Genomic DNA, 21151 nt, shown 5'->3' with positions numbered 1-21151 from the left:
AACTTTTTCATGACAGCAGTCTATTTTTGCGTACTTTTTTCTAAACCATCGGCGATTTTTTCAATAATTTGTCCTTCAATACATTCTTTGGCTACACGAACAGCATTAAAAATAGCATTTTCTTTGGAACTTCCGTGACAGATAATACTCGTACCGTCCACTCCGAGAAGCGGGGCCCCACCGTACTCAGAATAATCCAGCATGTGTGCAATTTCTTTCAATCCGGGTTTAACCAGTATTGCTCCTATTTTCCTGATAGTGCTAGCTGTAATTTTTTGCTTAATCAGCTGGAAAAGCGATGATGACATTCCTTCAATGGTTTTTAGTACAATGTTGCCGACAAAAGCATCACAGACAATGACATCTGCAGTCCCATAGGGAATGTCCCTGCCTTCAATATTTCCGGCAAAATTCAGGGAAGATTGTTTTAGCAGGTCATAAGCAGCCTGAACAAGTTCGTTCCCTTTGCCCTCTTCACTGCCGATATTCAGCAAGGCGACCTTGGGACTTTTAAGCCCCAGAATCTTTTCGGCGTAGATACTTCCCATCATCGCATACTGCAGAAGATTTTCCGGTTTGGCATCCGGATTGGCACCGACATCGAGCAGCAGCTTTCCGCCTTGAAGCGTCGGTAGGACCGTGCAGATTGCAGGCCGGTTAATTCCTTTAATTCTGCCTAAGCCCAGCAAAGCTGAAGCCATCTGTGCTCCGGTGCTGCCTGCTGACACCAGAGCATCCGCATATCCTTCCTTCACGAGTCTCGTGGCGACAACAATAGAGGCATCTTTTTTCTTCTTAATCGCAGCGGCCGGATGTTCATCCATCTCAATGACTTCGGAACATTCATAAATCTCAATAGTGCTTTTTAAGTCTTCAGGTATATGTAAGTCTATCTTATCTTTCTGTCCGACAAGGATGATCTGGATATCCGGAAGAATCTTGGCCGCTTTTAAGGCGCCTTTGACAATCTCTCCGGGCGCATGATCTCCGCCCATGGCATCAACGGCGATTTTCATCCACGACATACCTCCTTTCTCTCATTATATACAGAAAACTTGGCTGACGCCAAGCTTTGATCTGTTTTTTCGAGTACTCTAACTTATTATTCACCCATAGAGATGACTTCTTTGCCATTGTAATAGCCGCAGTTCGCACAAATATGATGCTGAAGCTTCTGTTGATGGCACTGGGGGCATTCCACAAGATTAGGAACGGACAGCTTATCCATTGCTCTGCGCCTGCGGACTCTAGATTTGGATTGTTTATTTTGATGAACACCCATTGATATTACACCCCCTTATTCCATTTGGATAATATTTCTAAGCGAGGATCAATATCCTCAGTGGAGCACGAACAAGGATTCACATTGCGGTCAGCACCGCATTTCAGACAGAGCCCCCTGCAGTCTTCAGAACATAAGAACTTTAAAGGAAGCTGCAGCAGCATATGCTCTACAATCCTGTCGTCAATCGGGAATTCGTCCTTTTCAAAAACCAGTATGCTGTCGTCTTTGGCTTCAGAAGCAAATTCTGCCGGGACCCATTCGTCTTCAAAAACAATCTTCAGATTATACGGAAATTCTTTCAGACATCTGGAACAACTAACAGCAATCACAGACGATATTTTCCCATTCACCAAGAGTGATTTACCAACATTTTCAGCTTTTAATTCCACTTCAAGCGGGGATAAGAAACGATAAGACTCATTTCCGAGCTGCAAAGGTGGAAAATTTTCTTCATTAAAACTAAAAGTTTTTGACCCACCCTCGGCCCGCCTTAATTGAAAAACATTGACGATCACCAGCAATCACCTCGATATGCAACAACTGTAATTATAGTTATCACTTTTTTCTTTGTCAAGAAAGGATTACATCTTCTGGATGATTTCCTCAGTATCCAAGGCAATCATAAGTTCTTCGTTTGTCGGGATGACCATCACCTTGCATCTGGCTCCCCACTTGGAAATGTCCACTTCTTGCCCTCCGGCCGCTTCATTTTTCTCATCGTCAATACTGACACCGATGCAGCCCAGCGTATCACAGATCGACCGGCGAATTAAAGGAGAGTTTTCTCCCAGTCCGGCTGTAAATATGATCCCGTCGACGCCGTCTAGAATTGCAGTATAGGCACCAATGTATTTTTTAACGTCATGAACAAAAACATCCAGGGCAAGCTGGGCACGGTAATTGCCTTCGTCAGCAGCTTTCTGTAAATCGCGAAAATCACTGCTGACTCCCGAAAGGCCAAGTACGCCGCTTTTCTTGTTTAACAGCGCATTGACTGCGTCCCCGGAGATCTTTTCTTTTTTCATGATAAACGGAACAATGGCCGGATCAAGATCCCCCGACCGGGTGCCCATCATCAGCCCCTCCAGCGGTGTGAACCCCATGGAATTTTCGACTGATTTTCCGTTTTTTATGGCCGTAAGCGAAGATCCGTTACCCAGATGACAGCTGATCAGCTTTAACTTTTCCAGCGGTTTGTCCATGATTACTGCGGCCCGCTGGCTGACATACTTATGGGAGGTTCCATGGAAACCATATCTGCGGATCTTGTACTTTTCATACAGCTCGTAAGGTATCCCGTAGATATAAGCCTCCGGAGGCATCGTTTGATGGAAAGCCGTATCAAACACGGCAACCTGTGGTGTCTTGGGCATCATCTGTTCGCAAGCAATAATTCCTGCCAGGTTAGCTGGATTATGAAGCGGTCCAAGTTCAAAACACTCTTCAACCGCCTGTTTGACCTCTTCATTCACAAGCACGGAGCCGGACACTTTTTCTCCACCATGGAGCACTCTGTGCCCTACAGCATCAATTTCTTCCAGTGACGTTAAAACACCAAAATTCGGATCGATCACAGCCTGTAAAACCAATTTGATCGCAGCTGTATGATCCGGCAAATCAGCAACAATGACCTCTTTTTCTCCACCTTTCGGACGATGAGTAAGCATCGCTCCGGGAAGCCCGATTCTTTCCACCAGGCCTTTTGCCATCGCACTCTTCGTTTCCATATCCATCATCTGGTATTTGAGCGATGAGCTGCCGCAATTTAGCACGAGAATCTTCACAAATTACACTCCTTTACTCTCTTCCACCAATCAAGATACATTGCCTATATAATATTGTATTTTTTTCTCTTTCTTATCTTTGTATACTCCGGTTATATAAATCACATATAGGAATACCCTAAATATGAGTGAAATAAAATAAACAATATATGAACTGATTATAAAGAGTCTATCATATCTTTGTGCCCTGTCAACCCCATTTTGGTGTTCCATTCTAAATACGCTAAAGGATGGTGACGACTGCCTTGCCATTCCTGAGAATCCTGCTCTTTTTAATACTTGCCGCCTGTATGTTCATTTATCCTCAGGAAGTATTGAGTTCTGCCTCCAAAGGCTTAACGCTTTGGGTAAATTATATCTTGCCGGCCTTATTTCCATTCTTCATTGTCTCTGAACTTCTTCTGCAGCTTGGCCTGGTCAACTTTCTAGGAGTCTTGCTCGAACCACTGATGCGTCCTGTTTTCCGTCTGCCGGGCAAAGCCTCTTTTGTTTTGGCCATGACACATACTTCGGGGATTCCGATTGGAGCGATACTGACATGCAAACTCAGGAAAAACGGAGATATTACACGGATCGAAGGGGAAAGACTTCTTGCTTTTACTAGCAATCCCAGTCCAGGTTTTATGTTCGGGGCAGTGGCGTCGGGGATGCTTGGAAACCCTGCTCTGGGTATTATTATTGCAGGATCTGTTTATCTGGCCAACCTGCTGGTCGGTTTAATTTTTCGTAATTATGGTGTTTCATCCGAAAAGCCTATTCCAAGAACGAATTCTTCCTGGAGAAAGGCTTTGCGTGAATTAAAAAACCTCCAACAAAACAATAAAACCATTGGCGCATTATTGGCTGATGCAGTCAGGGAAAGTACGTCAACGATTATCCTGGTTGGAGGATATATCATTTTTTTCTCTGTAATAACCCATCTTCTAACAGTAACGCATCTGAGCTCCGTTCTAGCCGACACATTCCATTTCCTCTCGGCCGGATCCATTTCTGTTCTGGAAGCAAATGCCATCATCCAGGGATTCCTGGAAACCACCTTGGGCTGTAATGCAGCCGTCCAGGCCTTTTCATCCCTGAACAGCAAGATTGGGGTTCTGGCCTTGCTGCTTGGATGGGGGGGGATTTCTGTTTTTGCACAGGTATCCAGCTTTACAGTGTCGACAGACCTTCGGCTCCTTCCATTTGTAGCCGGCAGAACCATCCATTCCATTTTGGCGCTTCTGATCAGTCAGCTGCTGCTAAAATTCAGCGATATTCCAACCTCCGGCCTCCCTGTACAGCTAACTGGAGGTGATGCTTCCTGGCTGTTGTCCTTAAGATGGAGCAGCCTGTATTTTGGCCTATGCATTTTGGCTCTGCTTTTCATTGTCTTCATGATTGGAATATGGAAAAAAGTGCACCGCCATTAAGATAAATTTGTTTATTCCTGCTCCATGGTCTGAACCCGTTCATCCCAGCGGGCCATGGCATTTAATTCTTCCCGGCTGGCTTTGATGGATTGAAAAGCCTCTCCCATTTTTGATTCAATATCCTGAAGCAGATCATCGGAATATTTCAAAGCGCCTAATTTTACTTCGCGGGAATACTGCTGCGCCTTTAAGACAATTTCTTCGGCATAAGCCCGGGATTGAGCAACAATCTCATTTTCCTGAAGCAGCTGGTCAGCCTGCTTTTGCGCCCGGTCTACAATTCTCTGCCCATCGCTGCGAGCTTCTTCCATATAGCGGTCTCTTTCAGCCAAAACATAATTCGCCTGTTTGATTTCCTCGGGCAGAACGGAACGAATTCCATCCAATATTTCTAATACTGTTTCTTCATCAACCATGATCTTGCCGGTTAAAGGCACCTTGGTTCCATGGTCAAGCACTTCTTCCAACTGTTCAATGAGATCAATCAAATGATTTTCCAAAGGAATTATCCCTCCTCATGCTCTTCTTTGTTCTGAATAAACCATAACCTGGTATCTCCATATTCTCTTGTTAACCTTATCTCCAGAGGATCTATCGCATCATCAATGGTTTCGTCTGAAGAAGTTTCAATGATAATGACTCCACTGGGATTTAACACAGGATGCGTCTGCAAATAGGCAAGGGCCATGTTGGCCAGTCCCCGCCGATAAGGCGGATCAAGAAAAATTAAGTCAAAGCGTTCCTGAACTGCTTGTTTAAAAAAATTCATTGCGTCCATCCGGAGTATGCTGGTCCTTGGTGCTGCCCCTAGAATTTCGGCATTCTTTCTGATTGTCTCCAGGGCTGAAGTATCTTTCTCAACCAGAACAGCATGACGGGCCCCCCTGGACAAAGCTTCAAAGGAAAGGTTTCCGGTTCCCGCAAAAAGATCCAGCACTCTGGCGTTCATTACCTTGCCGGCAAGAATATTGAAAATCGCCCCTTTGACTTTATCGGAAGTCGGACGGGTATCCATGCCTTTAACAGTTTTTAAATTGCGGCCTTTCCATTGCCCTGAAATAATTCGCACGATGTTTAATCCTCTGAGTATGATGTCTTCACTATATCCTTTTATTATACAATGATCTAACCTGATTTAAATATTTTTTTACAGGATACTTCCATTTTTTTAGTATATCATATCTGATTCCAAACGAAAAACATATTATTCCATTCCAGTATCTAATGAATCTCCGACTTGAATCTCTTGAATCTCCAATTAATATTTCATTTGATGCGCAATTTGAATTTGCCATTTTACCTTTTACTCATTTATCTTTAACTCATTAATCTTCCTGATTTGAATATCTGTGTTAGAAATCCAACATACTAAAACAGATTTAAAAAGGAGCTGCTGCCGATATGAAATTATCGAACAAATCAAGCTTTCTAAAAAAAATGAATATTTCTCTCGACCTGGCGGTGGAAGCCCATGACTTGCTGCGGGGAGAAAGCGGCCAGGAGATAGCGGGCGTCATCATGAAAAAAGAAGAACTTCAAGAGGCAACTGTCACCGCAATTCAAATCATAAATGCCAAAGGTGAAAAAGAATTGGGCAGGCCTAAAGGAAATTATATTACAATTGATGCTCCGGATATCAAAGAAAACAACTACCAGCAGCACAATAAAATCGTTGCAGTATTAGCAAGGCATCTCGCCGGATTGTTTAATTTTAAGGAAGATACCAGTTTTTTGATCGTTGGTCTTGGCAACTGGCAGGCAACTCCAGACGCGCTTGGGCCCAAAGTTGTCGAGAAAATCATGGTCACCCGTCACCTTTTTCATTATACCCCCGAAGAAATTGAGGGGAAAGTGCGCCAAGTGTCAGCGATATCACCTGGTGTGCTTGGCCTGACCGGAATCGAGACGGCGGAGGTAATCCGCGGACTGGTTGAACATGTCCGTCCGGATTATGTGATCGCAATCGATGCCCTGGCCGCAGGTGCACTGGATAGAATCGGCACAACCATTCAATTAGCGGATACCGGGATCAATCCTGGTTCCGGAATTGGCAATCACCGCAAAGGGCTCAACGAAGAAACCCTTGGCTGCAAAGTCATTGCTATCGGCGTTCCGACTGTTGTCAATGCTGCAATCATTGCGCATAAGACTATCGAAGAGCTTTTTGAACAAATGGAATCCGAACCTTCCCTGGCCAAAATTTATCAACAGGAAAATGAACAGGTCTTGATGAATGTCATGCAGAAAGCCTTGTCGCCTTACGAGGGCAGCCTGATGGTTACACCCAAGGAAGTCGATGAATTAATTGAAAGAAGCGCTAAAATTATTGCTGCAGCAATCAACCAGAGCATTCATCCCGGAATTGACGGCCATAATTTTGAGACCTACCTCCATTAAACAATCTACTTTTTTACATCGACCCGAATAACTATAATGATTATAAGAGGAAGAATATCCTTTAACCGTAACTAAAAAACCTTTTGTTGAAGCCTATCAATCAATGCTTCAACAGAAGGTTTTTTATTCCGTATCTCGTCATTCGTTATTCGTTACGTCTTCTCTGTTTTTACTTTTTCTTTTTGTTTTTTTCTGGGTAAGACCCATCTCTTGCGCAATTTCATATTTAAGATTTTCCAATTCACTTGTCGTATCTTTTTTCGTCTCTGTCATGCCCTCTGCCTCCTTGAAAGTTCTGCATCAATCCATGACTGGAATGTGCCGACAAGAAATAGTATGAGCCTGTGTAAAAAAATCATACGTACTGTGACTTGTTCATCGTATAAAATTGCTCTCAGCACTAATTCACTCCGATTTTTTCTTTGGGATAAAGGCGGCTGACTTCCTGATAGGCTTTTTCGTATTTTTGAGGATCTTTCAGAACCTTTTGAAGCAGTTGATAGGCTTTTTCAACCAGTCTTCCGTCAGTTCCCAGGTCTGTAAGCTTTAACTCCGGTACGCCATGCTGGCGAAGCCCAAGCAGCTCTCCCGGGCCCCGGATCTTCAAATCCTCCTCGGCAATCCGGAAGCCGTCCTCTGTCTCACAAAGAACATTCAGCCGGGCACTGTCCCGGGTATTGCTGATCAGAAGACAATACGACTGTTCTTGTCCGCGTCCGACTCTTCCGCGAAGTTGGTGCAGCTGGGCAAGCCCGAATCTTTCAGCATCCTCGATCACCATCACAGACGCATTCGGTACATTGACTCCGACTTCGACGACAGTTGTCGTAACCAGGATATCAATCTCCCCGCGTCGGAAGCGCTGCATGATCTCCTCTTTCTCCTGTCCTTTCATTCTTCCGTGCAGAAGCGCAACACTGCTTCCTTCAAAAATGCGGCTCAATTCATCAGCCTTTTGAGTTGCTGAAACAAAATCCGATTTTTCTGTTTCCTCGACAAGCGGACAAACGACAAAGATTTGCCGACCCGCAGCGACATGCTGCTTCAGAAATTTTTCCATGCTGGAGCGGCTGCGGTCTGAAATTTTCCTGGTGATAATCGGCTTCCTGCCAGCAGGAAGCTCATCTAGCACCGAAAGCTGAAGATCGCCGTATAAAGTCAGCGCAAGCGTCCTCGGGATCGGAGTAGCGGTCATCACCAGGACATGTGGGTTCTCGCCTTTGTCCTGCAATAGGGTCCGCTGTCTGACGCCAAACCGGTGCTGTTCATCGGTGATGGCAAGACCGAGGGCGTTAAATCGGACGGATTCCTGAATGAGGGTCTGGGTTCCGACGACAACCTGGGCTTTTCCGCTCAAAATCTGTCCTAAGATTTGTTCCCTTTCAGGCTTACTTTGGTTCCCGACAAGGAATACAACTTTTACCCCCAAAGGTTCAAACGCGGCCTGCAGCGATTCATAGTGCTGCTGGGCAAGCACCTCAGTCGGCGCCATCATAGCGGCCTGAAAACCCGAGCCCACAGCCTGCAGCAGGGCAGCCATTGCTACCACGGTTTTACCTGATCCAACATCGCCCTGAAGCAAACGGGCCATCGGCTTTTCGATGCTCCCCATATCTCGGAATATTTCCTGGATGACTCTTTGCTGGGCACCCGTCAGCCGAAAAGGAAGCCCGGAAACAAATTTTTGGGCCAAAGCTCCACCCTGGTTTAAAACGAGACCTGCTTTCTGAGGCCCGGGGGAACGAAGCCTAGCCAACGCCAGCTGGAGCAGAAGGATTTCCTCAACGACCAGTCTTTCACGTGCCTTTTTCAAGGTTTCCGCGGAGTGCGGAAAATGAATTTCTTTGATGGCTTGCCGCCGTTCCATCAAATTGTTTTCCTCATACGGAAAGAACTCGTCAAAGATTCGGTCAGCCTGCGGCAAAATAACCTGGATGATCTCCCGGATAGTTTTCGAATTGAGACGGGCTGTTTCCGAATATACTGGAACCATTTTTTGAGCAGGACCCTCGTAAAGTCCTTTCCTGATTTCGGACGCGAGCAATTCCGGGACTCTGGTGCGCCATTGTGCTTTTCCTGTCACAGTGACCTTTGTTCCGTCCGGATATTGTTTTGGAATATGTATTTGATTGAACCAGACGGCATGAATGCTTCTGCCGTCCTGTTCAATATTTAATTTGACGACCTTGACTCTGCCTTTGGTAACCAGGCTTCCAGTTACAATCCCGTCAATCGTAACATACTCCCCGTCCTGAATATCCTGAATCCGCCGTTTCGATCGGATTTCATATTTGCGCGGGTAATACCGCAGAAGATCCTCAACAGTATAAATCCCCATAATTTCGAACTGTTTGGCTCTTTGCGGTCCGACACCTTTGATATACTGCAGATTTTGGGGCTGACAGATGCTTCCTGTCTGAACTTCAAGGCTGGTTAAGACTTTCTCTGTGGTACGAAAGGTTCCTGATGCTTCTTCGGATGTTGTTCCGCAGATTGCTCCAGAAGCTATTCCAGGAGCATCTGAAGATGTTGTTTTGTCCAGTAGTTCCTGGAGTTCACGCCATAAAGCCCGTCGTTTATACGGGCTAACTTCTTGATATTCCTCTGCAATACACTGCATTAAGGCGAGGTTTTCCGCGGAAAAAACACCGTCCAGTTCAGCAAGCAAGTCCAGTAAAAAGCTGCTGAAGCCGCCGACAGCGCCTGTATTAATAAATCCCTGTTTTTCCTCGGCTTTCATCGCCCTATTCACGCTGTTTCGCCAATGATCTGATTGCAGCACATTCTCACCTTGCCAAATGATCTTTATATTTCTGAGCCGCAGGAGTGACGGCGAGTCCCCCCCGGGACGTTTCCTTGAGGCTGCAGGACATTTCCCTGCCGATTGAAGCCATTGCATCAATGACCTCATCCAATGGGATCGCACTTTTGATTCCAGCCAAAGCCATTTCTGCTGCGGTTAATGCTATAACTGCTGCCATGGCATTCCTTTTTACACAGGGCACCTCAACCAGCCCGGCTACAGGGTCACAGACCAGACCAAGAAAACTTTTCAAAGCCAATGCTGCTGCCTGCGCTGTTTGATCGGGCGATCCGCCGCACAATTCCACTGCCGCCGCTGCAGCCATGGCAGCCGCTGAACCTATCTCAGCCTGACACCCGCCTTCTGCACCTGAGACACTAGCTCTTTCCGCAATGACCATCCCAAGGCCGGCAGATGTAAAAAGAGTCCGAACGGCATCTTCTTCCGTTGCATCCGACATCTCTTGAACTGTCAGCAGTACAGCAGGCAACACGCCGCACGATCCTGCTGTCGGTGCTGCAACGATCCTTCCCATGCCGGCGTTTACCTCAGCTACGGCCATTGCTCTGGCCGCCGCCTTGTTCACCGGATTACCCAGAATCGACTTGCCGCTTTCTCTATATTTCTCCAAAAGAGCAGCTTCTCCTCCTACAAGGCCTGACAATGATTTCCACTCTCCAGTCATTCCGCTTTCAACTGATTCCCGCATCACTGCATAATGGTTCTTCATTTTTTTTAACAGCTGTTCAGCCGGTATACCTGTCCTCAGACATTCCTCCTGAAGAACCATATCACTGATTTTTTTATTAAGCTTTTCAGTTTTTTCCACTAATTCACCATAAGAACGCATCTGTCAGCCCCCCGCGTCAAATGTCTATGATAGGTTCAATAAACATCACCTGCTCGATCATCGGCATCTTTTTCATTTCGCTGCTAAGAATATCCGTGATCGGCTCATCCGTCTCAATAACCGCCAGCGCATTTTGCCCTTTGCCTTCTCTGGATACTTTCATCTGGGCAATATTGATTCCTTTGCCCGCAAGCAGTTTGGTTATTTCAGCTATCATTCCCGGATAATCCATATAAATTGCAATCAAAGCCGGATATTCCCCGGTGAACTCAACTTCAAAACCGTTTACCTCGGTGATCAGTATTTTCCCGCCGCCCAACGATGAACCACTGATTTCAGCTTTTTCACCGCCCCAGCCGGTTAGCAGGAAACGAACCGAATTCGGGTGTACATCACCCAGATTGACATTTTCAAATACCGTTTCCATCCCAGCCTCTAGTGCAATCCTCGAAGCCTCCCTGATCCGGCTATCATCCGGCTTCATCCCGAGCAGCCCTGCTGTCAAGGCAAGATGAGTTCCATGTCCCTTCCCCGTCTCCGCGAAAGAACCGTGCAGCTGGATACGGGCCTGCTTCACTTTGGCGCCAAGTATTTTTGCAGCCATCAGACCAAGCCTGACCGCCCCCGCCGTATGGGAACTTGAGGGCCCGACCATCACCGGCCCCAGCAAATCAAAAACGCTTCCGACCTTCACCGGCTCACCTTCCTTCAGTAATAATTTGGGGTAATCCGTTTTCATCCATTCATACATTCATACATTTACTATGGATGGCTTACTTACATAACCATTATGCTAGGGTAAGTCTGGGGGCCACAGTTCCGCGACAAGCGAAGCCTGGATGGCGTAGCGCGGCTTTTTGCGTCAAGGAAGACGCAATAGCCGAAAGCGGTATTGTGGCATGCAGACTTACCCTAGCAGATTGGCTCAGGAGATCTGCCCTAACAAGACACGTTCGAAGACCTACATCGAGAAACCGGCTTGATAAAAAAAACTTCGGCCGAAGCCGAAGTTTTTTGTTTATTCAACCCCGAGAATATAATAATATAATGGCTGTTTCCCGGAATAAACCTCGACTTCAATCTCCGGTTTCTCCTCGCTAAGCCAGTCCGTAAGCAGGCTTACATCTTCTTCAGCCATGTCTTTACCGTAAAAAATGGTGACAAGATCCTTTTCGCGCCAATTCATTTCCTCCAGAACATTTTTGGCAACGTCGAGAATATCTCTGCCTGTCGTCTTTATTGTTCCCTCAATCAGGCCAAGAATATCCCCTTCGGCAATCTCCAGCTCGCCATACTGCGAATTTCTGACTGCATAAGTTACTTCTCCCGAACTTACCTGTCTGAATGCCGTTGTCATATTTTGAACGTTTTCCTCCGGAAGGCTGTCAGAATTGAAAGCAAGTAAAGAAGCGATCGCCTGCGGTATTGTCTTAGTCGGAATAACGTAGATTTCTTTGTCTTCAATCAGTTCGTTGACCTGACCGGCCGCCATGATGATGTTACTGTTGTTCGGCAGAAGGAAAATATGGCGGGCGGGAACTTTCCTAATCGCTTCGGCAAGATCACTGGTACTCGGATTCATAGTCTGACCGCCGAAAACAACCTCATCGACACCCAGACTGGTGAAGATTTGGGCAATACCTTCTCCCATGGCGACGGCAACGATCCCATAGTCCTTGACCTCTGTTGTCCCGGCCGAAGCCGCCTGGTCTGCAGGAGCCCCTGATGAAGTATCCGCGAGCCCGCCGGTATAAGCAGCTTCACTGCTTTCAGGCACATTTTTAGCCTGATGGGCAGCCAGCTCATTCTGGGCAAGCATATTGTGAATCTGAACTTCATGCAGAGAACCATATTTGATGGCATAATCCAAAATAAGTCCGGGGTTCCGGGTGTGAATATGGATCTTGACCACATCCTCCGTGCCCACGACCAACAAGCAGTCACCTTTGTCCAGGAGTGCCTGTCTTATAACATCGGGATCAAGGCCATTTCCTTTCATCAGAAACTCAGTACAATATGGAAATTCCAGGCTTCCAACGGCAATAATACCTGAAACCGCAGGAATCTGGACCTCCTCCTGCTGTACCTCAGCGTAACCAATTTCCTTGCCTTCCAAAGCCGAGATCCAGCCGTATAGAATAGTCAGGAAGCCCTGACCGCCGGCATCAACCACACCTGCCTGTTTCAGAACAGGCAGCATCTCAGGCGTCCTGGCCAGCGCCTCTTCACCTTTTTCACAACCAGCCCTCAAAACTTCCAAAATATCAGTCGTTCCGCTTTTTGCTTTAAGATATGCACCCCGGGCAGTCTCCCTGGATACAGTAAGAATTGTTCCTTCGACCGGTTTCATTACTGCCTTGTACGCGCTTTCAACGCCCGTTTGCAGCGCATGAGCCATCTGGAGAGCATTTGCTTCGTTAAGACCTTCCAAGCCCCTGGCAATCCCTCTCATGATCTGAGACAAAATAACACCTGAATTCCCCCTGGCACCCATCAGGGAACCTGTAGAAGCGGCACTTGCGACTTCATGCACAGAATTGCCCGTTACCTTGTCTGCTGCTAATGATGCTGCTTTGAATGTCAAATTCATATTTGTACCCGTATCCCCGTCCGGGACCGGAAATACATTCAAAGCATCAATTTCCTTCTTCCTTTGCTCCAGCAGACGAGACCCCGACCTTATCATATCTTTTAATACGTTTCCGTCAATTTTTTGAGCGTCCGACACGGCTTTCAAAATTTATCCTCCTACTCATCCTAAGATCATCTGAGTGTATTCTCAACTATTCTAAAAATCTTACCCCTTGAACATTTACGTTTACTTCAGCCACTTTTAGACCTGTCATTGTCTCGACAGTGTATCGGACCCGGTCCATTACATTGGAGGCAACCTCCGATATTTTAATTCCGTATCCCACAATGATGTTAAGGTCTATGATCAAGTCCTCTTCCTGAAGGGTGACACTCACCCCTTTGGATAAGTTTTCCCTTTTAAGCAAACCTGAAACGCCGTCCGAAATCTTTCTCGAAGCCATACCCACCAATCCATAGCACTCGATTGCCGCCGCACCTGAGATCGTAGCTATAACATCTTCTGATATTTCTACATTTCCCAGTTTTGTTTCCATCAGCTTTGCCATCTTTTCAACCTCGCTTTCCCTATAATCCAGCATCAATTTAATCTTTTGCATGATAAAATTCCATTTTGAAAGATTCACCGTTTCCTTTAATATAATTAGGATAATATACGCGGTAGCTTTCGTCAAATACTATGTGAATACCTCAGGGAACAACTCCTTATTTTTTCTTATCAGTACCCGGTAAATGTAGTATAATATATGAATAAAATATTTGCATTTGCAGGATGTATAAGACCTATATAAACCTCGTCGGATAATAAAAACCTGCCCTTGCCAATTCTTTTAAGTTCTGCTAAACTATAATAGTGTCATTTTTGGGTGAAAAGGAGGTAGAAGAAATCATGGCTAGTATTTGTGATGTTTGCGGAAAAGGAGTTTCTTCCGGGATGAGTGTCAGTCACTCCCATATTCGCTCCAAGCGTACCTGGAAACCAAACCTCCAGCGTGTCCGTGCTGTAGTGAACGGTACTCCCACCCATGTCAAAGTCTGCACAAGATGCCTTCGTTCAGGTAAAGTGAAACGAGCAATCTAACTTCATCGTGAAACGACTGTGATTGGATTAAAACAACCCCGACTTTAAAGCCGGGGTTTTTGCTTTTCAACCAATTTTGAGGAGTAAGTTTTAAGATTAACAAGGCATCTGAACATAGATCAGAACTTTGCCTTCATGAATTTCAATCGAAATATCTTTATCCGTAAACACATTGCTGATTCCACGCGGGGAATTATGCGCAAGATTTAGCATATCCAGCTGATAGTACAGCCCTTCGGCAGATACCCGGGCATCATCGGATAAGGCGACGATCGACAACTGCTGACCAATGCTGCCCTTGATGTTCTCTTTACCCTGAAGCATCACCCAAGCATCGGATCTCGGGTCTTTCATCTTCAGCCGTCTGCCTTTCTCAGCATACGCAATCATGATTGAGATATTCCCCATCAGGTGATCCAGCCTTTTACCGCCGGCGGCATAAAGGACGATTTCGTCCTGAAAACATCCCTGAGAATCTAAATATGTATCTGCATAGGCCACAGCGAGCTCTAAATCCGTCTCATTTTTTTCGCAGGGATATTGTTTGACGGTTGTTTTGGCCGCTATACATTTTTCCAGATTTTCTTTTGTAATGGAATCGAGGTCCCCGATCAATACATCAGGGATTCTGTCCGAAGCGATGGCCTTGTTGCCGCCTCCGTCCGCGCAGATCAACATCTCGATATGATTCCCGGCGAGTTCGCCGCGGCCCCACGCAGCATCCCATTCTCCGTTTGCCACGACTGCAACCTTCATTGCTTGATCTTCCCCCGGAATCTTTTATTTTTGTTATCACGCTGTTCCTCTTTGGCTGCTTCAAGGATATCACAAATCGCCTGTTGCGGATCCGGAGAACTAAATACAGCTGCACCAGCTACTAATATCTCGGCCCCGGCTTTGCTTACCAGACGGGCTGTCTCAACATTGATTCCGCCATCCACCTCAATACGGCAAAGCGGGTTCACTTCCTTCAGAATCTCCGACAGCGCTACGATTTTCGGCAAGACTTCCTGAATAAACTTTTGGCCGCCAAAACCAGGGTTCACAGTCATCAGCAACACAACATCAAGTTCCTGCAAAACATATGTCAGCATTTCCAGCGGGGTTGCAGGGTTCAGTGCAACGCCCACATTCGCCCCCAGAGATTTGATCAGCTGGATGACCCGGTGAAGGTGCCTGGTCGCCTCAGCATGAATCGTGATCGAGTCGGCACCTGCCTTCACAAAATCTTCAACATACTTTTCAGGATGTTCAATCATCAGATGAACATCAAACTCCAGCGCGGAGACCTTGCGGAGCGATCCAACAACGGCAGGCCCTATCGAGATATTCGGAACAAAATGTCCATCCATAATATCTATATGCAGCATATCAATCCCCGCATTTTCAACAAGACTGACGTCCTCTCCCAATCTGGCAAAATTGGCAGACAGTATCGATGGGGCAATCGTCAAAGCCATAAAGATCCTCCTTCCAAACCTATGGTGCTGTTTCTTTGGCTGCGTGCAGTTTCTTATCATTAATTGTACGGTTTTCTGTAATTATTCTTCGTTCAGCCCTGAAACCCTTTATTAGGGTATCAAAAAAATTCTAAGTTAAGTTCTGATACATCTAATATTTTTTTTCATGTTCGATGACTTCTTTTAAAAACTGCAGATAGTGCTCATATCTGGAAGAATTAATAAGGCTCTCGCTCAGGGCTTCTTTTACAGCACAGTCAGGTTCCTTGTCATGAAGGCAGCTTGAAAAGCGGCATTCATGTTTAATCCGGACAAACTCAGGAAAGTAGGATTGCAGTTCCTCTCTCTTCATTTCGGGCAGGTACAGGGATGAAAATCCCGGCGTATCTGCAACAAGTCCTCCTGCTACGGAAAGAAGCTCGACATGCCTGGTTGTATGCCTTCCCCGGCCGATTTTGTCGCTGACGTTACCTGTTTTAAGTGTCTTCCCGGGATTCAGAGCATTGATCAGGCTGGATTTGCCAGATCCGGAAGGTCCTGCTAACACAGACACATTGCCCTTGAGCCTTTCAGCAATTTCATCAATCCCTGTCAGAGTCCGATTCGACACCTGGACGACTTCATAGCCGATCCTGCGGTAATCGACAGATGGGGTTTTATTTCCAACATCCAGATCTTCCTTGGTGAATACGATCAAAATGCTGATTCCTGCTTCCCCGGCCTGAATGAGCAGCCTGTCCAGCAAATTGTAATCCGGATCAGGGGTCTTCAAGGAGAAGACCAAGAGAACCTGATCCACATTTGCAATATACGGCCTGACCAGAGAATTTTGACGTTCGAGTACCTTTTCAATCGTGGCCTTATCCCCTGTTCCTGGAAGAACCATCACCTTGTCGCCGGGGATAAATTCCTGCTTTTTTACACGAAAACGACCGCGCAGGGAGCATTCCCATACCCGGTCATCGGCGTATACGTAATAAAAGCCGGCATATCCTTTCATCAATGTTCCCTGAATCAGCATATATCCTGTTCTTTCCTCCGCTCTAATTCAAATAACTCCTGTACCTCTTATCATGTCAAAAAAATGATAGCATCAGATATTTGGGTCATTTTAGGCCGGGGGTCCCGGTCCCTGAGACACAACGATGGTCACTTCCGAACCCTGCTGGATTGGTTTGCCCGGTTTGGGTTCAGTTGTAATCACGGCTTTCTCCGGAAATAAATCCGATTCTTCCATGATCGGCATTACTTTCATATCGTATTTTTCTAGGTAATCCGTGGTAAACTCCAGTGACATGCCTGTAAAATCAGGCATAGCGGTAATCGTTGGTTGAATCCCTTCGCTGACAAACAGTTCGATCTCTCCGTTCTTTGTCCAGGTCGAACCGGGCGCAACCGATTGTCCGAAAACATGTCCTTTCGAAACGGAAGCGCTCAGCATTGTTTTGACCGTAATATTCGTAAAACCGGCTTCCTTAAGCGTACTCTCAGCGTTTTCCTGAAGTGGATACCCGGTTGTTACATTCGGTACTTTAATGTATTCTACCCCTTTGCTGATCTCAATGTCCACTGACCTTCCAGCCTTAACTTCACTCTTCGGCTTAATGCTTTGAGAAACAATCCCACCCTGCTTAATTTCATCGCTGTAGGTTTCGGTCCGGTTGCCGAGAACTAGACGGGCTTTGGTCAATTCGATTTTAGCTTCTTCTACAGTCTTACCCGTAAGATCCGGAACGTTAACCACCTGTGTATGGGTGAAAACCCAAACTCCTGAGGATGTCCCGACAACTACAATCAGTGCGGCAATAGCAATCATAACCAGCATCGGAATTTTTTTCTTGCGCTTTTTGGTACGCAGAAGCGCATCATTCTTGGCCTCATTCGGGATTACTTTATCCTTCAAGCCCCTATGAACCTGGGTCTGCATGGTATCTTCATGGTCTCTGGCCTGTCTTTTTTCCCAAACAATGATCTCTCCGGCTTCGATCCTGTCGAGATCCTCGAGAAATTCCGCTGCACTTTTATAGCGGTCTTGAAGTGATTTGGCCAGTGCTTTCATGATCACGGTTTCCAGTTCCGGGCTGACTCCGGCAACAAGCTTCCCGGGCAGCTCGACTTCCTCCTGGATATGCTTCAAGGCAATGGTAATCGCGGTATCTCCATCATACGGAAGCCTTCCCGCAATCAGTTCATAAAGGATGATTCCAAGCGAATAGATATCGGACTGTTCCGTGGTTTGGGAACCCTTGGCCTGTTCCGGTGACAGGTAATGCACTGAGCCGACGATATCCCCGGTATGGGTGACGGTTGCCGAAGAGGCGGCTCTGGCTATCCCAAAATCAGTAACTTTGGCCCTTCCATCCGGTGCAATTAAAATATTCTGCGGTTTGATATCCCGATGAATAATATTGTTGGCATGTGCATGAACCAGTGCTTCAGCAATCTGACGGACAATATGAATCGCCTTATCCTGGGAAAGAGGCGCTTGCGTACGGATAATATCCTTTAACGTCTGGCCTTTGACATACTCCATGACAATATAATCTTCGTTCCCGTCTCTGCCCACATCATAGATCGAAACGATGTTCTGGTGAGACAGGCTGGCTGCAGACTGCGCTTCCCGGCGAAAACGACGGATAAAACCCTCATCGGAAGCGTACTGTTCCCGCAGGACCTTGATAGCAACGGTTCTGTTCAGTAATGTATCCTTGGCCCGGTAGACGATTGCCATCCCTCCGGCCCCAATTTTTTCTTCTATTTCATATCTTCCTCCGAACATCTTTTCCATTAGTTTTCACCTTCTTTCAATTCAAGTGCTTTCTCTATGACTGCTTTAGCAATCGGCGCTGCCGCTCCGCCGCCGGTTCCGCCATGTTCCACCAGGACCGCTACAGCTATTTCCGGATTCTCCGCAGGAGCGAAAGCAATATACCAGGCGTGGGTATCCCCGTCTCCTCCCGGTTCAGCCGAGCCAGTTTTTGCTGCTATTTGGGCCCCAGATATGGCTCCGGGAGATGCTGTTCCTTTATTGACAGCCAAAACCATGCCGCTTGTTATTTTTTCTGCTTCTTCCTTACTGAGAGGCGTCAGCCAAACTTCAGGTGTCCTTCGATAGATACTATTTTGCTTGGAATCGAGCACACTGTCAATCAAATGTGGAACCATTATTTTGCCGTCATTGGCAACTCCGGCTGTGATCAAGGCCATATGGAAAGGACTAACCATTACCTGACCCTGACCGAAGGTACTCTCGGCAAACAAATTGAGGCTTAAGTTCTCCGGCAAAGGGTCATCCCTGGTAATTGAACTGATCGGAACATACTGATCAAACGGGATATCCCTGCCAAATCCGAAATTGGACACAGCCTCCAAAAAATGATTCACACCAGCTTTGATCCCATACTGAGCAAAATAAGTATTGCAGGAGTAGGCCAAAGCAAGATCATAATTGACCCAGCCATGCGCTTTATCATTTTGTTCCTGGATCGTCTGCCCGTTAATCACAGTAGAACCTTCACAATCATAAAGCTCCGTTGTGTCGAGTCCTGCCTGAAAAATGGCTGCTGAAGTAATAACTTTCATAATTGATCCTGGAGGAAACAACGAGAAAGCGTGGTTCACCAGCGGACTGTCCTCCTCAGCAATAATCTTGTCCCAGTCCTGTTCAATTGCTCCAGCATCATAGCTTGGCTGACTGACCAGCGCCAGAACATCCCCGTTTTGCGGATCGATTGCCACCACTGCTCCGGTCTTGCCCTGCAAACTCTGATAAGCAGTCTCCTGTAGACGGGAATCAAGTGTCAGTATCAGGTCATTACCTGTTCTCTGCAATTCAAATGCATTCTGAATCCGTCTGAGAATGGAAGGATTCTTCATTCCGAGAAGTGTTTCCGCCTCCGTTGCTTCAAGGCCGGCAGAACCGTATTTTACTGTGGCATACCCCAGTAAAGGCTCAAACATCTCACCCTGCGGATACGTTCTGACTTTTCCGTCAGCGGTTTGCTCCGTCTTTGCCAGAACAACGCCGTTGCGGTCAAAAATGCCGCCCCGGGTAATTCTTTCCTCTAAATAAACCGCGCGCCGGTTAGCTGGATTATCCAGCATCTCATCGGCCTTAACCACTTGCCAGTATACCAGACCCAGGCTTAGAAAAACAAAGCTAAAAACCATGATCAGTGCAATTTTGCGGATTCCATTGTTCATAAGGCATCTGCCTGCTTTCCGATTGGTATCTGACTCACGGAGAAAGCTGAGCTATGAGAAATGCCGGCCAGAATCCCAAGGAGTAAAAAGTGTCCGACCATGGAACTTCCCCCGTAGCTCATCCAAGGCAAAGGCAGACCTGTAAGCGGAAGCATTTTGGTCACCCCGGCCAGGATGATCAGCGCTTCCACACCGATCAGAATGCCTATTCCCGCCGCCAGGATCTGGCCAAACCGATCCACAGCTCTGGTGCTGACGCAGAAACAGCGCATTACGACAATAATAAACAGACTGATGATTGCCATTGCGCCAATAAAACCAATTTCCTCAGCAATCACCGAAAAGATAAAATCAGTGTCCGCATTCGGAATCTGGTAAGCACCTATCCCATTTCCGAGACCTGTCCCCAGAAGCCTTCCCCCACTTATGGCGAAGATCGACTGGGAGATCTGATAAGCCCCGCCGCTGGCATCCAGCCACGGGTTAATCCAGGTAGCAACCCTTACGCGGACATGATCAAACAGGAAATAACCAGCTGCCCCTGTCGCCATGACCAACGGAACGGAAACCACGAGATAAAGCAGTCTTTCGGTTGCGACATACAAGATAAACACCATAAGAAGGAAGAATACCAGCGCCGTTCCAAGGCTTTTCTGGGCACCCAGCAATCCGAGAACAAATACGCCGATAAAAACAAACGGGCCCATTGTTTTGGCATCAGGCAGAGAAAGTCTCCCAACCTGAATCGTTCCAAAACGCAAAAGCTCTTTATTATCACTTAAATAGGATGCCAGGAAAAGAAGCAGGGCCACTTTGACGAGCTCCTCGGGCTGGAAACCCACCCCGGCAAACCTAAACCAGCTTGTCGCACCATTGATGGTGGTCCCAAATATCAGCGTCAGCAGAAGCATAAGCAAGGCCAGCATTCCCCAGAGATACTGATACTCACCAAGCTTGCGGTAATCTCGTAAAATAAAAAAGACAGCATAGTAAATGATCAAGCCCAGATTCGCCCAGATAAATTGGTCCGCCGCCTGGGCAGGATTGATCCTTGCTAGAAAAACCAAGCCAATCGCGAGGATGGTCTGAACTACCGGCAGGAGATACGGATCTCCCTGATAGCAAAAAAATATTTCAAACAAGGCACCTGCTAGGATCAAAAAAGAAAATACAGCTCCTTGCAGGAAAAAACCGCTTTCACTCATATCATCCAGTTTCAGTACACCGAGTCCCATCCATAGAATTACTAAAGTCAGAACTCTCAAAGATAGACGATGTAGCATGTTC

General features: G+C 46.6%; 21 protein-coding genes. 3 read left to right on the top strand and 18 right to left on the bottom strand.

Translation table 11 applies throughout. The annotated features are described in order from the left end of the window. Positions 1 to 20: 20 nt before the first annotated feature. From plsX to A7D23_RS00290, 4 genes are all read right to left on the bottom strand, one after another. On the bottom strand, positions 21 to 1016 hold the full coding sequence (gene plsX / locus A7D23_RS00305) for a phosphate acyltransferase PlsX (RefSeq protein ID WP_015044198.1): 996 nt from the start codon (positions 1014 to 1016) through the stop codon (positions 21 to 23). Between the two features lie 86 nt (positions 1017 to 1102). After that, a complete protein-coding gene (gene rpmF / locus A7D23_RS15420; protein ID WP_015044199.1) occupies positions 1103 to 1282 on the bottom strand; it encodes a 50S ribosomal protein L32 in 180 nt (59 codons plus the stop codon). A gap of 5 nt (positions 1283 to 1287) precedes the next feature. After that, positions 1288 to 1800: a DUF177 domain-containing protein gene (locus A7D23_RS00295; RefSeq protein ID WP_015044200.1), complete on the bottom strand. Its 513-nt coding sequence runs from the start codon at positions 1798 to 1800 to the stop codon at positions 1288 to 1290. A gap of 66 nt (positions 1801 to 1866) precedes the next feature. Beyond that, positions 1867 to 3069 (bottom strand): acetate kinase, encoded by a 1203-nt coding sequence (locus A7D23_RS00290; RefSeq protein WP_015044201.1) that lies wholly within the window; start codon positions 3067 to 3069, stop codon positions 1867 to 1869. 230 nt (positions 3070 to 3299) lie between these two features. Here A7D23_RS00290 and ylbJ point away from each other — a divergent pair, with 230 nt between their 5' ends. Next, a complete protein-coding gene (ylbJ, locus tag A7D23_RS00285; RefSeq protein WP_015044202.1) occupies positions 3300 to 4478 on the top strand; it encodes a sporulation integral membrane protein YlbJ in 1179 nt (392 codons plus the stop codon). 11 nt (positions 4479 to 4489) lie between these two features. Here the strand turns inward: ylbJ and A7D23_RS00280 are convergent, their stop codons facing one another. Together A7D23_RS00280 and rsmD are read right to left on the bottom strand one after the other, a co-directional pair. Beyond that, a complete protein-coding gene (locus A7D23_RS00280) occupies positions 4490 to 4978 on the bottom strand; it encodes an ATPase (protein WP_015044203.1) in 489 nt (162 codons plus the stop codon). A gap of 5 nt (positions 4979 to 4983) precedes the next feature. Continuing rightward, entirely contained in the window at positions 4984 to 5568 is a 585-nt protein-coding gene (gene rsmD, locus A7D23_RS00275) for a 16S rRNA (guanine(966)-N(2))-methyltransferase RsmD (RefSeq protein WP_081580532.1), read from the bottom strand. A gap of 311 nt (positions 5569 to 5879) precedes the next feature. On the opposite strand from rsmD, the gene gpr reads away from it, so the two are divergent. Then, on the top strand, positions 5880 to 6875 hold the full coding sequence (gene gpr, locus A7D23_RS00270; RefSeq protein WP_015044205.1) for a GPR endopeptidase: 996 nt from the start codon (positions 5880 to 5882) through the stop codon (positions 6873 to 6875). A gap of 138 nt (positions 6876 to 7013) precedes the next feature. On the opposite strand, the gene A7D23_RS15415 is transcribed toward gpr, so the two are convergent. The 6 genes from A7D23_RS15415 to A7D23_RS00245 form a co-directional block, all read right to left on the bottom strand. Beyond that, positions 7014 to 7148, bottom strand: a complete 135-nt coding sequence (locus tag A7D23_RS15415) for a small, acid-soluble spore protein, alpha/beta type (RefSeq protein ID WP_015044206.1) — start codon at positions 7146 to 7148, stop codon at positions 7014 to 7016. Positions 7149 to 7275: 127 nt separating this feature from the next. Next, complete coding sequence (recG, locus tag A7D23_RS00265; protein WP_015044207.1) at positions 7276 to 9657, bottom strand: ATP-dependent DNA helicase RecG; 2382 nt, start codon at positions 9655 to 9657, stop codon at positions 7276 to 7278. 4 nt (positions 9658 to 9661) lie between these two features. Continuing rightward, positions 9662 to 10528 carry an L-serine ammonia-lyase, iron-sulfur-dependent, subunit alpha gene (sdaAA, locus tag A7D23_RS00260; protein ID WP_015044208.1) on the bottom strand — a complete coding sequence of 289 codons (867 nt, stop codon included), beginning with the start codon at positions 10526 to 10528 and terminating at the stop codon, positions 9662 to 9664. A gap of 16 nt (positions 10529 to 10544) precedes the next feature. Continuing rightward, positions 10545 to 11222 (bottom strand): L-serine ammonia-lyase, iron-sulfur-dependent subunit beta, encoded by a 678-nt coding sequence (gene sdaAB / locus A7D23_RS00255; RefSeq protein ID WP_034378606.1) that lies wholly within the window; start codon positions 11220 to 11222, stop codon positions 10545 to 10547. A 324-nt stretch (positions 11223 to 11546) separates the two neighbouring features. Next, positions 11547 to 13214: a DAK2 domain-containing protein gene (locus A7D23_RS00250; RefSeq protein ID WP_051014058.1), complete on the bottom strand. Its 1668-nt coding sequence runs from the start codon at positions 13212 to 13214 to the stop codon at positions 11547 to 11549. A gap of 97 nt (positions 13215 to 13311) precedes the next feature. Further along, on the bottom strand, positions 13312 to 13668 hold the full coding sequence (locus A7D23_RS00245; RefSeq protein WP_025205365.1) for an Asp23/Gls24 family envelope stress response protein: 357 nt from the start codon (positions 13666 to 13668) through the stop codon (positions 13312 to 13314). Positions 13669 to 14009: 341 nt separating this feature from the next. On the opposite strand from A7D23_RS00245, the gene rpmB reads away from it, so the two are divergent. Continuing rightward, on the top strand, positions 14010 to 14201 hold the full coding sequence (gene rpmB / locus A7D23_RS15410) for a 50S ribosomal protein L28 (RefSeq protein WP_015044215.1): 192 nt from the start codon (positions 14010 to 14012) through the stop codon (positions 14199 to 14201). A gap of 96 nt (positions 14202 to 14297) precedes the next feature. Here the strand turns inward: rpmB and A7D23_RS00240 are convergent, their stop codons facing one another. From A7D23_RS00240 to A7D23_RS00215, 6 genes are all read right to left on the bottom strand, one after another. Continuing rightward, positions 14298 to 14957 carry a thiamine diphosphokinase gene (locus tag A7D23_RS00240; protein ID WP_015044216.1) on the bottom strand — a complete coding sequence of 220 codons (660 nt, stop codon included), beginning with the start codon at positions 14955 to 14957 and terminating at the stop codon, positions 14298 to 14300. Then, entirely contained in the window at positions 14954 to 15661 is a 708-nt protein-coding gene (gene rpe, locus A7D23_RS00235; protein ID WP_015044217.1) for a ribulose-phosphate 3-epimerase, read from the bottom strand. The genes A7D23_RS00240 and rpe overlap by 4 nt, the downstream gene beginning before the upstream one ends. Positions 15662 to 15812: 151 nt before the next feature. Further along, positions 15813 to 16682, bottom strand: coding sequence for a ribosome small subunit-dependent GTPase A (rsgA, locus tag A7D23_RS00230; protein WP_015044218.1), 870 nt, complete (start codon positions 16680 to 16682; stop codon positions 15813 to 15815). 90 nt (positions 16683 to 16772) lie between these two features. Next, positions 16773 to 18449, bottom strand: a complete 1677-nt coding sequence (gene pknB / locus A7D23_RS00225) for a Stk1 family PASTA domain-containing Ser/Thr kinase (RefSeq protein WP_015044219.1) — start codon at positions 18447 to 18449, stop codon at positions 16773 to 16775. After that, the gene (locus A7D23_RS00220; protein ID WP_015044220.1) at positions 18449 to 19864 is read right to left on the bottom strand and encodes a penicillin-binding transpeptidase domain-containing protein; all 1416 of its coding nucleotides are present in this window, start codon (positions 19862 to 19864) and stop codon (positions 18449 to 18451) included. The genes pknB and A7D23_RS00220 overlap by 1 nt, the downstream gene beginning before the upstream one ends. Next, positions 19861 to 21147, bottom strand: coding sequence for an FtsW/RodA/SpoVE family cell cycle protein (locus tag A7D23_RS00215; protein ID WP_034378917.1), 1287 nt, complete (start codon positions 21145 to 21147; stop codon positions 19861 to 19863). The genes A7D23_RS00220 and A7D23_RS00215 overlap by 4 nt, the downstream gene beginning before the upstream one ends. Positions 21148 to 21151 lie beyond the last annotated feature (4 nt).

The sequence above is a fragment of the Dehalobacter sp. TeCB1 genome (assembly GCF_001707455.1).
GTDB lineage: Bacteria > Bacillota > Desulfitobacteriia > Desulfitobacteriales > Syntrophobotulaceae > Dehalobacter > Dehalobacter restrictus.
The sequence above is the reverse complement of the archived record's forward strand: the minus strand, read 5'-3'. Positions and strand labels throughout refer to the sequence as shown.